The 18,552-nt window shown below is 34.9% G+C and carries 20 protein-coding genes and 2 pseudogenes; 18 read left to right on the plus strand and 4 right to left on the minus strand.

What is annotated here, in order from left to right; genetic code table 11:
- The first annotated feature begins 4 nt into the window (after positions 1–4).
- The 4 genes and pseudogenes from acoB to ACFVQC_RS20375 form a co-directional block, all read left to right on the plus strand.
- The gene (gene acoB / locus ACFVQC_RS20360; protein WP_377899062.1) at positions 5–1,039 is read left to right on the plus strand and encodes an acetoin:2,6-dichlorophenolindophenol oxidoreductase subunit beta; all 1,035 of its coding nucleotides are present in this window, start codon (positions 5–7) and stop codon (positions 1,037–1,039) included.
- A gap of 27 nt (positions 1,040–1,066) precedes the next feature.
- Positions 1,067–2,266 (plus strand): dihydrolipoamide acetyltransferase family protein, encoded by a 1,200-nt coding sequence (locus ACFVQC_RS20365; RefSeq protein WP_377899063.1) that lies wholly within the window; start codon positions 1,067–1,069, stop codon positions 2,264–2,266.
- A 15-nt stretch (positions 2,267–2,281) separates the two neighbouring features.
- A pseudogene (lpdA, locus tag ACFVQC_RS20370) lies at positions 2,282–3,648 on the plus strand (dihydrolipoyl dehydrogenase).
- A gap of 70 nt (positions 3,649–3,718) precedes the next feature.
- Positions 3,719–3,919 (plus strand): annotated as a pseudogene (locus ACFVQC_RS20375) (DUF4085 family protein); the annotation flags it as partial.
- 97 nt (positions 3,920–4,016) lie between these two features.
- On the opposite strand, the gene ACFVQC_RS20380 reads toward ACFVQC_RS20375, so the two are convergent.
- Positions 4,017–4,508: a hypothetical protein gene (locus tag ACFVQC_RS20380; protein WP_377899064.1), complete on the minus strand. Its 492-nt coding sequence runs from the start codon at positions 4,506–4,508 to the stop codon at positions 4,017–4,019.
- A 251-nt stretch (positions 4,509–4,759) separates the two neighbouring features.
- On the opposite strand from ACFVQC_RS20380, the gene ACFVQC_RS20385 reads away from it, so the two are divergent.
- From ACFVQC_RS20385 to ACFVQC_RS20410, 6 genes are all read left to right on the plus strand, one after another.
- Entirely contained in the window at positions 4,760–5,527 is a 768-nt protein-coding gene (locus tag ACFVQC_RS20385) for a DeoR/GlpR family DNA-binding transcription regulator (RefSeq protein WP_377899065.1), read from the plus strand.
- 14 nt (positions 5,528–5,541) lie between these two features.
- Positions 5,542–6,138 (plus strand): GNAT family N-acetyltransferase, encoded by a 597-nt coding sequence (locus ACFVQC_RS20390; RefSeq protein ID WP_377899066.1) that lies wholly within the window; start codon positions 5,542–5,544, stop codon positions 6,136–6,138.
- Positions 6,111–6,452 (plus strand): NIPSNAP family protein, encoded by a 342-nt coding sequence (locus tag ACFVQC_RS20395; RefSeq protein WP_377899067.1) that lies wholly within the window; start codon positions 6,111–6,113, stop codon positions 6,450–6,452. The genes ACFVQC_RS20390 and ACFVQC_RS20395 overlap by 28 nt, the downstream gene beginning before the upstream one ends.
- A gap of 311 nt (positions 6,453–6,763) precedes the next feature.
- Positions 6,764–8,614 (plus strand): sigma-54-dependent Fis family transcriptional regulator, encoded by a 1,851-nt coding sequence (locus tag ACFVQC_RS20400; RefSeq protein WP_377899068.1) that lies wholly within the window; start codon positions 6,764–6,766, stop codon positions 8,612–8,614.
- Between the two features lie 115 nt (positions 8,615–8,729).
- Positions 8,730–8,975 carry a DUF3977 family protein gene (locus tag ACFVQC_RS20405; RefSeq protein WP_097829362.1) on the plus strand — a complete coding sequence of 82 codons (246 nt, stop codon included), beginning with the start codon at positions 8,730–8,732 and terminating at the stop codon, positions 8,973–8,975.
- Positions 8,976–8,996: 21 nt separating this feature from the next.
- The gene (locus tag ACFVQC_RS20410) at positions 8,997–9,236 is read left to right on the plus strand and encodes a DUF3953 domain-containing protein (protein ID WP_377899069.1); all 240 of its coding nucleotides are present in this window, start codon (positions 8,997–8,999) and stop codon (positions 9,234–9,236) included.
- Between the two features lie 28 nt (positions 9,237–9,264).
- On the opposite strand, the gene ACFVQC_RS20415 is transcribed toward ACFVQC_RS20410, so the two are convergent.
- Positions 9,265–10,044, minus strand: a complete 780-nt coding sequence (locus ACFVQC_RS20415; protein ID WP_377899070.1) for an arylamine N-acetyltransferase — start codon at positions 10,042–10,044, stop codon at positions 9,265–9,267.
- 93 nt (positions 10,045–10,137) lie between these two features.
- Between ACFVQC_RS20415 and ACFVQC_RS20420 the strand changes: the two genes are divergently transcribed.
- Positions 10,138–10,575, plus strand: coding sequence for an NUDIX hydrolase (locus ACFVQC_RS20420; RefSeq protein ID WP_002147436.1), 438 nt, complete (start codon positions 10,138–10,140; stop codon positions 10,573–10,575).
- A 35-nt stretch (positions 10,576–10,610) separates the two neighbouring features.
- Here the strand turns inward: ACFVQC_RS20420 and ACFVQC_RS20425 are convergent, their stop codons facing one another.
- Positions 10,611–11,222 carry a TetR/AcrR family transcriptional regulator gene (locus ACFVQC_RS20425; protein ID WP_097829359.1) on the minus strand — a complete coding sequence of 204 codons (612 nt, stop codon included), beginning with the start codon at positions 11,220–11,222 and terminating at the stop codon, positions 10,611–10,613.
- A gap of 159 nt (positions 11,223–11,381) precedes the next feature.
- On the opposite strand from ACFVQC_RS20425, the gene kynU reads away from it, so the two are divergent.
- The 5 genes from kynU (at position 11,382) to ACFVQC_RS20450 (ending at position 15,859) form a co-directional block, all read left to right on the plus strand.
- A complete protein-coding gene (gene kynU, locus ACFVQC_RS20430; RefSeq protein WP_377899071.1) occupies positions 11,382–12,668 on the plus strand; it encodes a kynureninase in 1,287 nt (428 codons plus the stop codon).
- A gap of 2 nt (positions 12,669–12,670) precedes the next feature.
- Positions 12,671–13,300 (plus strand): arylformamidase, encoded by a 630-nt coding sequence (gene kynB, locus ACFVQC_RS20435; RefSeq protein ID WP_377899072.1) that lies wholly within the window; start codon positions 12,671–12,673, stop codon positions 13,298–13,300.
- 31 nt (positions 13,301–13,331) lie between these two features.
- Positions 13,332–14,171 (plus strand): tryptophan 2,3-dioxygenase, encoded by an 840-nt coding sequence (gene kynA, locus ACFVQC_RS20440; RefSeq protein WP_002147441.1) that lies wholly within the window; start codon positions 13,332–13,334, stop codon positions 14,169–14,171.
- A gap of 126 nt (positions 14,172–14,297) precedes the next feature.
- A complete protein-coding gene (locus ACFVQC_RS20445) occupies positions 14,298–15,215 on the plus strand; it encodes a serine hydrolase domain-containing protein (RefSeq protein ID WP_377899074.1) in 918 nt (305 codons plus the stop codon).
- A 20-nt stretch (positions 15,216–15,235) separates the two neighbouring features.
- Positions 15,236–15,859: a Pr6Pr family membrane protein gene (locus ACFVQC_RS20450; protein WP_002147447.1), complete on the plus strand. Its 624-nt coding sequence runs from the start codon at positions 15,236–15,238 to the stop codon at positions 15,857–15,859.
- A 66-nt stretch (positions 15,860–15,925) separates the two neighbouring features.
- Here the strand turns inward: ACFVQC_RS20450 and ACFVQC_RS20455 are convergent, their stop codons facing one another.
- The gene (locus ACFVQC_RS20455; RefSeq protein ID WP_377892600.1) at positions 15,926–16,258 is read right to left on the minus strand and encodes a DUF3889 domain-containing protein; all 333 of its coding nucleotides are present in this window, start codon (positions 16,256–16,258) and stop codon (positions 15,926–15,928) included.
- Positions 16,259–16,402: 144 nt separating this feature from the next.
- On the opposite strand from ACFVQC_RS20455, the gene sleB reads away from it, so the two are divergent.
- Positions 16,403–17,182: a spore cortex-lytic enzyme gene (gene sleB, locus ACFVQC_RS20460; protein ID WP_377899075.1), complete on the plus strand. Its 780-nt coding sequence runs from the start codon at positions 16,403–16,405 to the stop codon at positions 17,180–17,182.
- 15 nt (positions 17,183–17,197) lie between these two features.
- Entirely contained in the window at positions 17,198–18,538 is a 1,341-nt protein-coding gene (gene ypeB, locus ACFVQC_RS20465) for a germination protein YpeB (RefSeq protein ID WP_377892598.1), read from the plus strand.
- Positions 18,539–18,552: the final 14 nt, after the last annotated feature.

Below are 18,552 nucleotides of genomic sequence, written 5' to 3' on the forward strand. Positions count from 1 at the left end.
AATAATGACTAGAACAGTAAGTATGTCAACGGCAATTAATGAAGCGATGAAAATATCAATGCGTCGTGATGAAAATGTAATTTTAATCGGAGAAGATGTTGCAGGCGGTGCACAAGTGGATCACTTGCAAGATGATGAAGCATGGGGCGGTGTACTCGGTGTTACGAAAGGACTTGTACAAGAATTTGGCCGAAATCGTATTTTAGATACTCCAATTTCAGAAGCGGGTTATATGGGAGCGGCGATGGCAGCTGCGGCAACAGGTTTACGTCCGATAGCTGAATTAATGTTTAATGATTTTATCGGAAGTTGTCTTGATCAAGTATTAAACCAAGGTGCAAAGTTCCGCTATATGTTCGGTGGTAAAGCGAAAGTGCCAGTTACAGTACGTACGATGCACGGTGCTGGATTTAGCGCAGCGGCACAGCATTCACAAAGTTTATATGCGTTATTTACGAGCATTCCAGGTATAAAAGTTGTCGTTCCTTCCACTCCTTATGACGCAAAAGGCTTATTATTAGCGGCAATTGAAGATGACGACCCAGTAATCTTCTTTGAAGATAAAACACTTTACAATATGAAAGGCGAAGTACCAGAAGAGTACTATACAATTCCTTTAGGAAAAGCAGATATTAAACGTGAAGGTTCTGATGTAACAATCGTTGCAATTGGAAAACAAGTTCATACAGCACTTGCAGCTGCAAAGCAATTATCGGAAAAAGGACTCGAAGTAGAAGTAATCGATCCACGTTCTTTATCACCGCTGGATGAAGATACGATTTTAGCATCTATTGAAAAGACGAATCGCCTGATTGTTATTGACGAAGCAAATCCAAGATGTAGTATCGCAACAGATATTGCGGCAATTGTAGCGGATAAAGGATTCGATTTGTTAGATGCACCTATTAAACGAATTACAGCACCACATACACCAGTTCCGTTTTCGCCACCACTTGAAAAGTTATATTTACCAACGCCGGAGAGAGTAATTGAAACTGTATCAGAAATGATCGGAGACCAATCTTTATTACATGTGTAATAAAACGATGAGAAGGGAGAGAGAAACATGGCTGTAGAAGTTGTAATGCCGAAGTTAGGTATGGCGATGAAAGAAGGTATTATTACGAGCTGGAATATTAAAGCAGGTGATAATGTAGAAAAAGGTGAACTAATTGCTAGTATTAACTCGGAAAAAATCGAAACTGAAATAGAAGCACCAGCTGATGGAACTGTTCTTGATATAGCTGTAAGTGAAGATGAGGGAGTGCCGCCGGGTACTGTAATTTGCTACATCGGTAAACCGGACGAAAAAGTAGAAGTTCATGAAAACATACATGTTGTAGAAGAAAAAACATCTAATCCAGAACCTAAAAAGGTACAACATCCAGAACCATATGCGATAGATGTGACGAAGCAAAGAGTTAAAATATCTCCAGTAGCAAAGAAAATTGCAAAAACTGAAAATCTCGATATTAGATCATTAATTGGTACAGGACCTGGCGGAAGAATTACAAAGGTAGATGTATTAAAGGCGCTTGAAGAAAGAGTAGCAATTCCAGAAGTACTTGAACAAGAAGAAAGTAAAGTCATTCCTATTACTGGTATGCGTAAAGCGATCGCAACTCGAATGCATGCAAGCCTGCAAAATAGTGCGCAATTAACATTAACGATGAAAGTAGATGTTACAGATTTAGTAGCTTTACATAAAAATATGGCTGACATTGTACAAAAGCGATATGACAATAAACTAACCATTACAGATTTTGTTTCTCGTGCGGTTGTATTAGCACTTCAGGAGCATAAAGAAATGAATAGTGCTTATATAAATGATACAATTCATCAATTTGAGCATGTGCATTTAGGAATGGCAGTAGCGTTAGAAAATGGATTAGTCGTTCCAGCTATTCGCCTTGCAAATAATTTATCTTTAGTAGAGTTATCTAAAGAAATTAAAAAAGCTGCACAAAAAGCAAGAGAAGGTAGTTTAAGTAGTGATGATATGCAAGGAACGACATTTACAATTAGTAATTTAGGAAGCTTTGGAATTGAATACTTCACACCGGTATTAAATACACCTGAATCTGGTATTTTAGGTGTCGGCGCAATTCAACACGTTCCAGTATATAAAGGGGAAGAATTACAAAAAGGAAGCATGTTACCATTAAGTTTAACATTCGATCATCGTGTATTAGATGGTGCACCAGCAGCTGCATTTTTACGCACAATTAAACAATATTTAGAAGAACCTGTAACAATTCTTCTATAAAAAGAAGGTGAGAAAATGAGTAAATTAGTTGTAATTGGGGGCGGACCAGCTGGCTATGTAGCAGCAATCACTGCTGCTCAAAATGGTAAAGAAGTTGTTCTTATTGATGAAGCTGACCTTGGTGGAACGTGTTTAAATGTCGGGTGTATGCCTACGAAATCATTGTTAGAGAGTGCTGAAGTATACGATATTGTTAATTATGCGAATCGTTTTGGAGTATTAGTAGATAAGCAGAATGTATCAATTGATTGGAAACAAATATAGACGAGAAAATCACAAATCGTTACGCAGCTCGTCCAAGGTATACAATATTTAATGAAGAAAAACAAAATTAAAGTAATAAAAGGTAAGGCGGAATTTGAAACGGATCATCGCTTGCACGTATTACAAGGCGGCAAAGAAGAAATAGTAGATGGGGATCAATTTATTATCGCGGTTGGGTCGGAACCGATCGAACTGTCGTTTGCTCCATTTGATAGGAAATGGATTTTAAATAGTAGCCATGTAATGTCTCTTGAAAACATACCAGCTTCATTACTTATCGTTGGCGGTGGTGTAATAGGTTGTGAATTTGCAAGTATATATAGTCGCCTTGGAACGAAAGTAACGATTGTTGAAATGGCACCGCAATTACTACCTGGTGAAGATGAAGATATCGCAAGCATTTTAAGAGAAAAACTAGAAAATGACGGCGTAGAAATTTTCACAGGGGCAGCTTTAAAAGGATTAAATAATCATAAAAAGCAAGCGATGTTTGAATATAAAGATAGTATTCATGAAATATCTCCAGAGTATGTTCTTGTATCTGTCGGCAGAAAACCACGTGTGCAACAATTAGGTTTAGAAAAGGCAGGAGTTCAATTTTCAAATAAAGGGATTACTGTAAATGAGCATATGCAAACGAATGTACCACATATTTATGCTGCGGGTGATATTATTGGGGGTATTCAACTTGCTCACGTGGCTTTCCATGAAGGAACGACGGCAGCATTACACGCGTGCGGAGAAGCTGCGAAAGTAAATTATCATGCTGTACCACGTTGTATTTATACAAGTCCAGAAATTGCAAGTGTCGGTTTAACCGAAAAAGGAGCAAGTGAGCAATATGGTGATAATTCCCATTTACAGCTAATGGAAAAGCTCTTATTATAGGAGAACAAACGGGTAAAGTAAAGGTCATTGTGGAGTCTAAATATCAAGAAATTGTAGGAATCTCTATTATTGGTCCTCGTGCAACGGAATTAATTGGACAAGGAACGGTTATGATTCATACAGAAGTAACTGCTGATATAATGAGAGATTATATTGCAGCGCATCCTACTTTATCTGAAGCAATCCATGAAGCATTATTGCAGGCGGTAGGACATGCTGTGCATGCTTGAATGTGAAAAGGCCAGTCTTAAATTGACTGGTCTTTCTAGTGTTCAATGCAATATTTATAAAAGAACTATAACTTTTAGTGCTTTCGATAAACTTCAAGTAACTTTTACAGGAGTGACGAAATGTTCTATACCGGAAAATTTTGAAGGTGCTTGGTGGCTATACCATGAAATAGAGCTTACTGAAGATGGTCTCGAACTGGGTGTTTTATTTGATTGTCCATTTAGAGAAGTGAAGATTTGTGCAAAGGATGTATTGCTTGAGAAAAAATGACTTAGATACATGTATATTAACTAATAATAAAGGGAGTCTCTGTAGATGATATTTACAAGTTCGATAATAAAAAAAACAGTCATTAAAGACTGTTTTTTTATTTTGATGCTAGATTATCAAGCTTCCAATATGTATTTGTTAATGGAGCAACTTTACTATCTATGTACAAATACATATTATTTAAATCTTTTGGTGAAGTTTTCATATTAAATAAAATGTCGGTAGTTAAAGAGAACTCAGATGGAACTTTTTCAGCGTTCTCATTTTGTATAAATTCACCTTCGTATTTTTCACCAGTTTTTTCATCTTTTATGAAATATTTTATTTCTGTAAGATCTATTGTTTGTCCGTCAGCACGAGCGTTATTAATTGTAACACGAGCTGTAAGGCGCCACTCTTTGTCTATTTTTTTAAATTTTGCATTTTCAACTGTTGCTCTATAGTATCCGTTTTTAAATATCTCCCCATAGTGCATTGCATTCTTTTCGAGAGCGCTCTTTTCTTGTTTTGGTGTACCACTTCCATTACATCCTGCCATTATCCCTGTAAATAATAATGCTGTACAAGTTACTTTAATTAAAGATTTCATAGTAATTCCTTTCTGTATTAAAAAGTAAAACATAGGAATAATTTTACATCACCAGGAAAATAAATAGAAGTTTTTTTATGGAATATGCAAATGTGCATATATCCGGTATTAAAATTGATGAAATAGAAAGAGAGAAAAAACTCGCATAAAGCTGGGAAAATAAGAATTGAAAATATTGTAAAACGGAAGAAACGTGCATATAATTAACATAAAGTTTAAGTTTCTGAATCTTCAATAACGGTGGTGAAAACATGTTTACTGAAGAACGTCGAGAGAACATTTTAGATCTGCTTAAGAAAGATGGAAGAGTAATCGCAAAGGATCTTGCGGAAAGGTTCGATATGTCTATCGATTCTATAAGAAGAGATCTGTCAATAATGGAGAAAGATGGTTTATTAAAAAGAACGCACGGAGGTGCCATTGAACTTGCTCGAGTGAGAAACTTAACTGCGGAACCATCTAAACGTTATAGTGAAGGTACAATATACGAGGAAGCAATTGCAAAAATGGCTGCTTCGTATATAAAAGAAGGTGATTCAATTTTTATTGGCGGGGCTTCTATCCATTATGCAATGCTAAAATATTTACCTGAAATATCATTTACAGTTATCACGAATTCTATAGAAATAGCTAGTCAACTAAGGAAAGATAAAGATGTTGATACGTATTTAATAGGTGGTAAGGTAAAGCCTTCTGGGAATATTACAGATACACTTGCTTCCGAAGCGATTAGTAGTTTTACTATTGATATTTATTTTTCTACAGGTGGTGGCATTTCATTAAATGGTATAAGTACCTCAACACCGGAGGTTGCTCATTTCGGAAAAACAGTAAGCAAAATTGCTCGAAGAAATATTTGTTTAGCACCCCATAATAAACTTGGAATTGATTGTTTTATAAAAGGGGAATCCCTTAAAGAAATTGATCTGATTATAACAGATGAAGAAGCTCATAAAGAAGTAATTCAAGAGTTTGAGAAGCAGGATAAAAAAATGGTAATAGCCCAATCTACTGAATAACAAAGGAGTTTGCAATGATTATAAAAGAGCAAGAGTTTTATAAAAATGGACTAGATTATACAATTCGATCTGCAACTTTCCAAGATGCAGATCAGTTATCGGAAATACGAGTACAGATTGATGGAGAAACTGAAAATATGGATAGAGAGGCCGGAGAGGGATTTATAGATACGGAAGGGTTTCAAAAAATAATCAAAACTGATAGTGAAAAAATGAAAAATCTCTTTTTAGTTGCAGAAGTGCACAATCGAATCGTTGGATTTTCAAGATGTGAAGGCTCGGACTTAAAGAGATTGTCTCATAAAGTAGAGTTTGGCGTTTGTATTTTAAAAGAGTTTTGGGGATATGGGATTGGCGAAAATCTTTTACAAGAATCTATCAATTGGACTGATGCAAATGAAGTGAAAAAGATAGCGCTACAAGTGTTAGAAACAAACGAAAAAGCAATTCAGCTTTATAAAAAATTAGGTTTTGAAGTAGAAGGCGTTCTGAAAAATGATAAGAGGCTGTCGGACGGTAAGTATTACAATACGGTTGTAATGGGTAGGGTGAATAGTACTTTTCATAAAAGAGGTGAAGAAGTATGTTTTACAGAAGGAAATACTATATAGTGAAAAACGAATTCGTTGAAATATTTAATAATCATTTCAATGATACAAATTTACCAAATCAATTAAAGTACGGTTCTCGTTTAATAGGGCGCTGGATGAAAGATAATAATGATGGTACGACTGAAATATTTACAATATGGGAATATGATAGTTATGAAGATTATGTAGAAATCGAAACGAAAATTAGAAATGATAAAATGCACGGTAAAAAAATATATGATTGGTATGAAAGGAATGGTGGGAAAGAATATGTTTTACAGGAGTACATATTGGAGATGAGAAATGAGGAGTTAATATGTACTGTAAAGCAATAGAGGAGTGAAGTGTAGTGGAAATTAAAACAAAATTATTTGTTAGTTTAGCATCTACTATTTTATTTATCGTTGCGGTGGTGATATTCTTTTTTAATGATAATCCGATAAAGTGGTTTTGGGTCTGTATTTTACTAGGATCAGTTATACAAAATATAGTTCTACTAAAAAGGCATTCAGAATCGCATTAAGATATTCGAATTACTAACATATTTGTGTCGTCTTTCCAGTTTTATTGAAAACGCTTTTATCCAGTTTTATTATAAGGATATGTTTTTATAAATCTCCAAAACAATTAAAGGGGAGATGATACAATGTTAGCTTCATCGTATTACTTACATACATGGAAAAAGTTTGTGGATGAAGGTGTACTCGATTCAGGCCGGATAAATAAAAGAATTTCAGAGTCATGGCATCGCTGCAAACAAGCAAATGTAAATCCTCATATGAGTAAAGGTCAGAACATTTTGACTTCTGATGTTTTTCAAAATCAAAAACAAAGGAGTGAAATTTTTCTTGATATAGCATTACCTCACTTACAAAATATGAATAAAACAATAGATGAACTACAGATGATGGCACTATTAATTGATCCAGATGGATATGTACTTTCATTAAGTGGCAATAAACAAACGTTAAAACGAGCGAAACACATTAATTTCATTGAAGGTGTGAAATGGACTGAAGCTGCGGTTGGGACGAATGCTATTGGTACAGCGTTAGAAATTGAAGAGGCTATTATGATAAGTGGCACAGAGCATTACTCTGTCGCATCTCATAGCTGGAGCTGTGCGGCCGCTCCCATTCATAACGATGATGGGAAATTAATTGGTGTTCTAGATTTCTCCTGTCCAATTGAGTTTTCACATCCATATATGATCGGTATGGTAACTTCGATTGCACATGCGATTGAACGCGAATGTAGTATTCGAGTACATCAAAATGAACTTCACTTAATTCACCGTTTTTTAGATGTAATTGATAGTGATGAACAAGTAGTTATTTGTAATCATCGTGATGTTATCGTTTCAGCAAGCAAAAGAGTTCGTGAGCGAATATCTAATTGGTCACGAATGAAACTTGAAGATTTATTGCAAAATGGATTGAAAATCAAATTAGAAGTACCAGTATATAGTAATGATAGATTAATTGGGAAATGTATTTATGTAAAGGAGCATAAACAAACGAATTTTTATTCTACTTTCCCATTAATAAAAGGGATTTCTTTTCCAGGAGTTATTGGGACAAGCAACGCATTTCAACATACATTAGAAGAAATTAAGCTTGTTTCACCGACTGATGCTAGTGTATACGTATGTGGTGAAACAGGTGTAGGGAAAGAATATGTAGCGAGAGCGATTCATGAAAATAGTCCAAGAAAAAATGGTCCTTTTATAGCTGTTAACTGCGGTTCATTGCCGAAAGAATTAATGGAAAGTGAATTATTTGGTTATGCTGAAGGAGCGTTTACAGGTGCACGGCGCCAAGGATATAAAGGGAAATTCGAACAAGCGGACGGAGGGACAATATTTTTAGATGAAATTGGTGAAGTACCGCCAGAGATGCAAGTAGCATTATTGCGTGTTTTACAAGAACGGACAGTAACCCCAATTGGCAGTTCAAAAGAGGTACCGCTAAATATTCGTATTATTACTGCGACACATAAAGATTTACTGAGATTAGTAGAAGCAGGGAAATTCCGTCAAGATTTATATTATCGTTTACATGTGTATCCGCTATATGTTCCATCGTTAATGGAAAGAAAAGAGGATATTCCGTACTTCATACAACATTTTTGTGAACGAAAGAATTGGAATGTTGTATTTCCAAAGAGTATTTGTAATCAATTTTCACAACATGCATGGCCCGGAAATATTCGGGAATTATTAAATGTATTAGAACGTATTTACATTTTGTCGCAAGGACGGGAAATATGCGAAAAACAAATCTCTTTTTTATTACAAACTATGATGGGAAATCAACATCAACTTGCATTGCAAGTAGAAAATAAAACGGAGCATACATTAAATTTCCGTGAAAAAATACAACGTGATAGTATGATTGAAGCGCTAGAAAAGACGAATGGAAATGTTTCGTTAGCTGCAAAACTATTAGATGTGCCACGCAGTACATTTTATAAACGTATGCAAAAATTTAGGCTATAAAAGTAGATTTTTGTAATCTACTTTTTCTTTGTGGGCTCACGTTCTGTCGGAATGTGCGCTTGCCAGGGAAATAATAGAATTATTAGAAAGAAGATTTCCTGAAGGGGGTTAGCGTGTGAAGTATATTGAAATTGGTATCGGAAATAGGTGGTTCGTTCGAACGGAAACTGAAAATAAAGATGGAACTGAATTTGAGGAACGAGGAATTATAAAACCAATTTATTTTGAGTCTTTATACGTACGCATTTGGCTTCGGAAAACGTGTTTTATTTTTGATACGAAAGAGGGCTTTAAGAAAGTAAGAAAAAGTAGAGCTGAGTATAAGTTTATTGTTGGAATGGTGAGTAGGTTAAAACAATAGAATCAAATAGGGGGTGTTTTTATGATTAGAATTACCACATTCATACTCGCTATTATTATAATGGGCTATTCTATTTACAGTTGGGATGATGACTCGAAGCAAAGTATGCTTATTTTGCAATTATTGTTAGGATTTATGCTTGCTGGTATGGGGATACAAAACGTTAAGAAGGAGGAAAAAGAGAATAAAAATATGGGGTTGTTGTTTTTACTTACATCGCTATTTTGTATCATTGTATCGTTAATAAAATATTTAAAATAAACTGTCACTTAACATGTTGAGTAACAGTTTATTTTTTTGAAGTTTTCTCATTAAAAATATTAGTTGCTGTTTGGTACATTTCTTTATCAATACAAAATCTTTCTGTTATCCAATAAGCAAGTTCAGAAGAGGTAAGGCTATGTTCTTTTTTCTTACCTTGGAAATATCGTTTTAAAACATTATCATTAATAGAAGTTGGAATGCCATCGATATAACCGAAAATCTGAATTTTCTTTAATACAGGAGAAGAATTCCAGTCATTAGACTTTTTAATGAGTTCTTTCATACTTGTTAAATGTATTGGCTCTGTATTTAAGATTTTTGCTGGACCTGGATCTCTAGTAATTTCAATCCTATTATTTGAAACTTCATAAGAAAAAGTCTCTCTTACATTACTTACTTGAAATGATTCATACAGTGGATAAGCTTGGAATAAAGGTGCACAGTAACCAACATCAACGTAGTAAGGCTGCTCTAAGTTAACGCGTAAGCATAAGTGTCCGGGATTCATATACAAATAATGAACGTCAAAACCAAGGTTTGATAATAACCAATGGAATCCAATCGAGCACGTCCAACAAGTACCCCCCAGACCTTTTGTTGTAATACGGTTTATGTATGTCTCAATGGAAGGAAAATAATTACTTGTTTCATTACCTTTTTCCCAGTCAATTATTTTAGTAAGAGTTTCCCACTTTACTTTCTCTTGATGAGCTTTAACAAGTTCATTTAAAAAATTTAAACTTACAGGCTTTTTTGTAACGGATAAAAACGATAGAAACTGATTTGTTGGTTTCTCTTGTGACATTTGATCTTCCTTTCTTTATAGAAGTTGATATTAATAATATTATATAATAATTGTTAGAAAATACAGTTATTTATTGTGGAGGGAGAAAATCAAATGCCAATGTCATTATATTATAAAAGACTTCGTGAAAAATTAGGATCTGAACTTATTTTTATGCCGAGTATAGCTGCTGTTATTAAAAACGAGCAAGGGGAAATCTTATTCCAATATCCTGGAGGAGAACACTGGAGTTTGCCAGCAGGGGCAATCGAACCAGGAGAAACACCAGAAGAAGCGGTTGTTAGAGAAGTGTGGGAAGAAACAGGATTAAAAATAAAAGTAAAAAAAGAAAAAGGGGTATTTGGAGGGAAAGAGTTTCGTCATACATATTCGAATGGGGATCAAGTAGAGTATATTGTTGTTGTATTTGAGTGTGAAATTATCGGAGGTGGGTTAAAAGCAGTTGATGGAGAATCTGTAGAACTAAAATATTTCCCTTTATCTGAAAAGCCACCTCTAGCATTACCGTATCCCAATAAAATATTTTTATAGATGTAAAATAGCACACCTTATGAATAAATGGTGTGCTATTTATATAGACCTGTCGTATACATCACTGTCAATGTATGTACAACTTCTTCTAAGTTTAGCTCTTTATCATTTTGTACGATTTTCCAAAGAAACGTTTCATTCATCGCGAACCAACCACGTGCTACAATCTCTTTATTTAATTCAGGCTGCGCCAATCCACCTTCTTGAGAGTAAGTAATATCCTGTGTAATACTTTTTATAAAGCGTTCACGAATCTCATCCCATTTTTGACTTATCTCTCTTGATAATCCTATTGCTTCTTCGACAACTTGCAAAATATCCCGTTCTTCTTCCGCTAATTGTAAGAATGCTCTAACTTGACTTTGAATCATATCACATGCTTCTAACTTTGTTTGAGGGGAAAAGGAGCGATCTGCAATATCATAAAAGCGATTCATCACACCTTCCATCAAAATAATGAGGAGAGCATCTTTGTTTTTAAAATATACATATGCTGTTCCATAACCAGTTTCTGCATGTTTAATAATTTGCGTGATTGTAGTTTTCTGAAATCCGTTTTTTATAAAAATAGTATAACCGGAATGTAATAGTTTCTTTTTTGTTTCTAAGGAGCGGTGTTTTCTTGTTGAAAGAGTAGAATTTTTCAAGGAATCACCTCTTTATACTGAAATATCTGAAAATATAATTGTATTGTAAAAGAAGTTCGTATATAAAGTCAACTGACATAATATCATTGACGTTATATCAATTTAAGTGATATATTTCAATTAGTTAGAATAAAAAGAAAATTAAAAGAAGGTGACACCATGTATAAAGAACCATTTCAACCAACTTATGAGTATGCGCTTGAATGTGATAAACATGATGAACTGAAAGATTTTCAATCTGAATTTTATAAAAAAGAAGGAACAATATATTTAGATGGTAACTCTTTAGGGTTACTTTCAAAAAGAGCAGAGAAATCGTTACTTACCTTGCTAGATTCATGGAAAGAGTTTGGGATTGATGGATGGACTGAAGGTGAGCATCCGTGGTTTTTCCTTTCGGAGAAATTGGGTGAATTGACAGCACCTCTTATTGGGGCTTTACCGGAAGAAACGATTGTAACCGGTTCCACGACTGCGAATATACATCAAGTTATTGCGACTTTTTATGAGCCAAAAGGAATACGAACAAAAATTCTTGCGGATGAATTAACTTTTCCGTCAGATATTTATGCACTTCAGAGTCAAATTCGTTTAAAAGGCTTAGATCCAGATGAGCATTTAGTACGAGTGAAAAGCCGAGATGGAAGAACACTTTCTGAAGATGATATTATTCATGCGATGACCGATGATATCGCTTTAATATTATTGCCTTCTGTACTATATAGGAGTGGACAAATTCTTGATATGAAGCGATTAACAGCTGAAGCTCATAAACGTGGTATTCATATCGGTTTTGACTTATGTCATTCAATCGGTTCTATTCCGCATCATTTTAACGAATGGGATGTAGATTTCGCTGTATGGTGTAATTATAAATATTTAAATGCAGGTCCTGGTGGTGTTGCAGGTTTATATGTGAATAAAAAACATTTTGATAGACTTCCAGGATTATCTGGTTGGTTTAGCTCTAGAAAGGATAAGCAGTTTGATATGGAACATTCATTAACTGCGGCTGACCATGCTGGGGCCTATCAAATAGGGACACCTCACGTATTAAGTGTTGCACCATTAATCGGTTCTCTTGAAATTTTTAAAGATGCCCGTATTGAGAGATTACGTGAAAAGTCATTACATATAACAAGATATATGCTCGATTTAATTCAATTGGAGTTAAATGATATGGGATTTACAATCGGAAATCCGCTAGAGGATGAAAAACGAGGCGGGCATATTTATTTAGAACATGCTGAGGCGGCACGTATATGTAAAGCGTTAAAAGCAAATGGAGTGATTCCAGACTTTAGAGCTCCAAATGGAGTTAGACTTGCACCTGTTGCTTTATACAATACGTATGAGGAAGTATGGAACTCTGTACAAATCTTAAAGAAAATTATGAAAAATGAAGAATATAAAAACTTTGAAAATAAGCGAGAGGTTGTGGCATAAGCATGAAAACATCGCAGTGGATTGATATTTCACAACCGCTAAATAATGATATCGCGACGTGGCCAGGGGATACACCGTTCTCGTATGAAGTTTCATGGTCAAAAGAAGACAGTGGTTCGGTAAATGTCGGAAAGTTAACGATGAGTATCCATACAGGTACTCATATTGATGCACCTTTTCATTTCGATAATGACGGCAAGAAGGTGTTAGATTTAGATATACAAGTATACGTAGGCGCAGCACGAGTTATCGATGTTTCAGGGCTGGAGAGTATCGGTAAAAAGGAATTAGAACGTTTTAACTTAGAAGGTGTAGAGCGATTATTATTACGTACATCTTCACATGGTAAAGCGCAAGAATTTCCAGAAAAAATCCCGTATTTACGTGCTGATATTGCACCATTTCTTGCAGATAAGGGCATTCGTTTAATCGGGGTAGATGTACCATCAGTTGATCCGTTAGATGATAAAGAACTAGCAGCACATCATCAATTATTTAAACACGGAATTCACATTTTAGAAAATGTCGTACTAGATCACGTAGCAGACGGCGATTACGAACTTATTGCCTTACCACTTGCATTAACAGATGCAGATGGAAGTCCAGTTCGAGCTGTTATTAGACCAATATAAATAGAAATGTTAAAAGGGGCGTTTGACTAATATGAAAGAAAACGAAAAGGTAATTATGGAAAAAGGGATTCACACTGATTTTAAGGAAAATATGACGTACGGAGAGTATTTACAGCTAGATAGCTTATTATCTAGTCAACAAAGATTATCAGATCATCATGATGAAATGTTATTTATCGTTATTCACCAAGCGAGTGAGCTTTGGATGAAACTAATTTTACATGAACTGAATGCAGCAATTGAATCTATTAAACAAGATAAATTAGCACCTGCATTTAAAATGTTAGCACGTGTATCAAAAATTCAGTCGCAAATTATTCAATCTTGGGATATTCTTGCGACATTAACGCCATCAGAATATATTGAGTTCCGTGATTCACTTGGTCAGGCTTCAGGTTTTCAGTCGTATCAATATCGAATGATTGAGTATGCACTTGGTTATAAAACACCACATGCATTAAAGATTTATGAAAAAGACCCAGAATTACATGCTCGTCTTCATAAAGCACTTCATGCACCAAGTTTGTATGATGTGGCGATACAAGCGCTTGTTAAAGAAGGATTCCAAATTCATAAAGATGTGTTAAATCGTGATATTACGCAGCCTTACGAAGAGGATGCAACAGTAGAAGCAGCTTGGTTAGAAGTATATGCGGACGTGAAAAAATATTGGGATTTATATCAACTTGCAGAAAAGTTAATTGATATTGAAGATTGGTTACAACAATGGCGCTTCCGTCATATGAAAACGGTAGAGAGAATTATTGGTTTTAAGATGGGAACTGGTGGTTCTTCTGGTGTATCCTATTTAAAACGTGTGCTTGATCAACGCTTCTTCCCAGAGCTTTGGAATGTTCGAACGAAATTATAAAAATAAACTTGTCAGCTAATAAATGCTGGCAGGTTTATTTTTTTGTTTTAAAAACAAATATGATTTAATAGAAAGAACGAGATGAACAACAAATATTACATAATCATTTAGATGGAGGAAGATTTCTTGAATTTTGAACAATTACAAAATAAATTTGAAAAGAAAAAAGTTAATACATTTCTTGTTTATCAAAAGGGGGAATTAACGACTGAGTACTATAAAACGATAGACTGTGCAAATGACTTATTTAAAATTAATTCGATTACAAAAAGTATCGTATCTATATTAATTGGTATCGCAATTGATAAAGGATTTATAAATAATATACATACACAAATCACAACATGGACTCCAAATGTACCAGAGGAAAAGAGAGAATTAACGCTTTATCATTTATTAACGATGACAACGGGAGAAGAATGGAAAGAGTTTGGGAATGGGGTCGTTTTCCCAAATGATTTTGTAGAATCAGACAACTGGGTGCAATACATTTTAGAAAAGCCGATTATTGAAGAAATGGGTACGAAAATGAATTATAATTCAGGTTCTTCTCACTTACTTAGTTATATCATTCAACAAGCAACTGGTATGTCGACAGAGCAGTTTGCCAAAAAATATTTATTTGGGCCGTTAGACATTACGGAATATGAGTGGCAACAAGACCCGCAAGGTATATATGTCGGCGGATTCGGTATGAAAATGAAATCTATAGATTTATTAAAGTTTGGAAAATTATGTTTGCAGAATGGATATTGGAAGGGGAATGAAATTGTATCATCGAAATGGTTAGAAGAATCAAGCGAGGCTCTATTTGAAACGTATGAACATGTCGGTGCATATGGATATCACTGGTGGGTATTGCATAACGAAAGATTTCACATACCGTATTGTATGTATTTTGCTATGGGATACGGAGGGCAATACATTATTATCATTCCGCAGTTAGAGCTCGTAGCTGTTATTAGTAGTCACATGCCAAAGCGTGGCCTCGTACCATTAAAGTTATTTATAGAGCATATAAAAGAGAATTCCAATCATAAATAAGAAGAGACAGGAGGTGTTTTATGAGAAGTGCAAAAATGATAGCGATATTAAGATTGTTTTTAAGTCTTTTAGCGTTTAGTGCACTTATTACTCAATTTGTTACAAGAGCACAAGTGAAACCGTTCAATCCAGTTAATTTTTTTAGTTACTTCACAATTGAAAGCAACATTTTAGTGGCGGTAATTCTTCTATTAAGTAGTTTAGGGACAGCCCTATTTGGACGTTCGGAGCAGTTTGGAGTTCTTCGAGGTGCAGCTACAGTATACATACTGACTACAGGGCTTATTTATTTTTTGTTATTAAGGGGATTAGAAGAGTCACTTCAAACACCGATACCGTGGGTAAATACTGTGCTTCATTACATCATGCCATTAGCGATGATTTTAGATTGGGTTATAAATCCACCTACGAAGACCATTACATGGAAACAGGCTGCGAGTTGGCTTGTTTTCCCGCTTTTATATGTTGTCTATAGCTTAATACGAGGTCCATTCGTTAATTGGTACCCATATCCGTTTTTAGATCCGAGAATAGGGGGATATGGTAGAGTGTTTTTATATAGTATAGGGATAGCAGTTGTTATTGGAGGTATTTGTGGATTGGTGAAAATGTTAGGGAATCGATCTTTAAGTTTAAAACAATAACTTTCATTATTAAATGTATATGAATAAACCCCTCTGTTTAACTTAAAACAGAGGGGTTTATTTGTTCTATCGATTTGTTTTCTGAAATGACATCTTTAAAAACTTATCTGTTTTCGTATCGAATTCTACATCAACAAAAACACCATATTCTTTTCCATTCTCACGAAGCCATAATTTAAACTTTTCAACTGTTATTTGAACAGTTTTTGGTTTTCTACCTATATGAAGATAATCAATAATCTCTGCTTTCGGATATTGTTCTTTCGTTTTTTCAACGGCTAGTTTACCCCATTTTGCATAGGGCGGCTGTGCGTGAACTATAGATGGACCAGTATATATATTTGAACATGCTGTTAGTAAAAAAATCGCGAATGCTATACGTGTGAAGAAATACTTCATAATAAGCTCCTTTTACTCTTTTTTATATTGTGTGCATATATCTTCAAGCATATAAGTTTGGGTTTTTTTGTCTTCTTTACATAAAAGCTTCATATTTACAAAACATAACCATGAATTCATTACTGTAATTAAGGAGGGAAATATATGCTTCAAAAAGGTTTTTTGAAGATAGCGGTTTTACTTACCTTTATTGGCTTATCTTTAATGGTAAGTAGTATACAAACCAAGAATGTAGAAGCCTTTTCTAATCAAGTAATCCAAAGGGGAGCATCTGGAGAAGATGTCATTGAACTGCAAACTCGTTTGAAATATAACGGATTTTATACGGGAAAAGTTGATGGTGTTTTCGGATGGGGTACATATTGGGCGCTTCGAAACTTTCAGCAAAAATTCGGATTGCCAGTTGATGGTTTAGCGGGTGCTAAAACGAAGCAAATGCTTGTAAAGGCGACGAAGTATGATAAGTCAACCGCTAATAAAGGTACTACAACTAATAAAGGGAATAGCGGTGGAGGTACGCAAGAAAATAAACCACCACAAAGCAAAGGGACAAATGTTCCAAACGGTTATTCTCAAAATGATATTCAGCTAATGGCAAACGCTGTATACGGAGAATCCCGTGGTGAGCCGTATTTAGGACAAGTTGCAGTAGCTGCGGTTATTTTAAACCGTGTTACAAGTGCATCCTTCCCAAATACCGTTTCAGGTGTCATCTTTGAACCGAGAGCTTTTACAGCAGTAGCAGATGGACAAATATATTTAACGCCAAATGAAAATGCGAAAAAAGCCGTATTAGATGCAATCAATGGATGGGACCCAACTGGGAATGCATTATATTATTTCAATCCAGATACTGCGACAAGTAAATGGATTTGGACTCGTCCACAAATTAAAAAAATTGGTAAACATATTTTCTGTAAATAGAGCGGAGGTGGAAACATGTTACGAGGTATTATCATTGTATTGTTAACAGTAGGTGTAGTCGGAACAGGGTATTGGGGCTATAAAGAGCATCAAGAAAAAAATGCAGTATTAATTCGAGCGGAAAATAGTTATCAGCGTGCGTTTCATGATTTAGCATATGAAGTTGATTTATTACACGATAAAATTGGAACAGCACTGGCGATGAATTCACGTTCCTCATTATCGCCAGCTTTAGTAGATGTATGGCGTTTAACATCAGAGGCTCGTTCTGATGTAGGACAATTACCTTTAACATTAATGCCATTTAATAAAACGGAAGAGTTCCTTGCGAATATTGGTGATTTTAGTTATCGTGCAGCGGTTCGTGATTTAGAAAAAGAACCGTTAAATGATCAAGAATATAAAACGTTGCAAGGTTTATATTCAAATGCAGGAAATATACAAGATGAACTGAGAAAAGTGCAGCATCTTGTATTGAAAAATAATCTTCGCTGGATGGATGTAGAAATGGCTCTTGCGTCAAACCAAGATCCAGCAGATAACACAATTATCGATGGATTAAAGACGGTAGAAAAGAATGTAACATCATATTCGTCCACAAACTTTGGACCGACTTTTACAAGTGCACAAAAGAATAAAAAAGGCGGATTTGAGGCAGAAGGGAAAGCGATTTCGAAAGAGGAAGCGGAAAAAATCGCGAAATCATTTTTAAACTTAAAAGGGAATGAAAAAGTAGAAGTTGAGAAAAGTGGAAAAGGTGCAAAAGAATCATTCTACAGTGTAAAAATTCAAGATCCAGCAACGAACAATGAGTATTATATGGATATTACCGGAAAAGGTGGATATCCAATTTGGGTAATGAATAACCGAGAAATTAAAGAGCAAAAAATTAGTTTAAATGATGCAGGAAGTAAAGGATTAACATTTTTAAAGGATCATAAGTTTACAAATATGGAGCTATTTGATAGTTCTCAATATGATAATATCGGTGTGTTTACGTACGTTGTAAATGAAAATGGAGTGCGTATTTATCCAGAAGCAATTCAAATGAAAATTGCTTTAGATGATGGATCGATTGTTGGTTTTTCTGCGAAAGAATATTTAGCATCGCATCAAAAACGAACAATTCCGAGTGCGAAACTAACTGCTGCTGAGGCGAGAAAGAAAATAAACCCCGATGTAAAAGTTATGGAGGAACGTAAAGCTGTAGTAGTAAATGACTTGCATAATGAAGTACTTTGTTATGAATTTATTGGTACTTTAGGGAAAGATACGTACCAAATCTTCATTAACGCAAATAGTGGTGCAGAAGAAAAAGTGAAGAAGATGCAAGCTGTTGAAAAAATTTATGATTAAACATCAATGATAAA

It is taken from the genome of Bacillus sp. NPDC057893, assembly GCF_042796455.1.
GTDB lineage: Bacteria > Bacillota > Bacilli > Bacillales > Bacillaceae_G > Bacillus_A.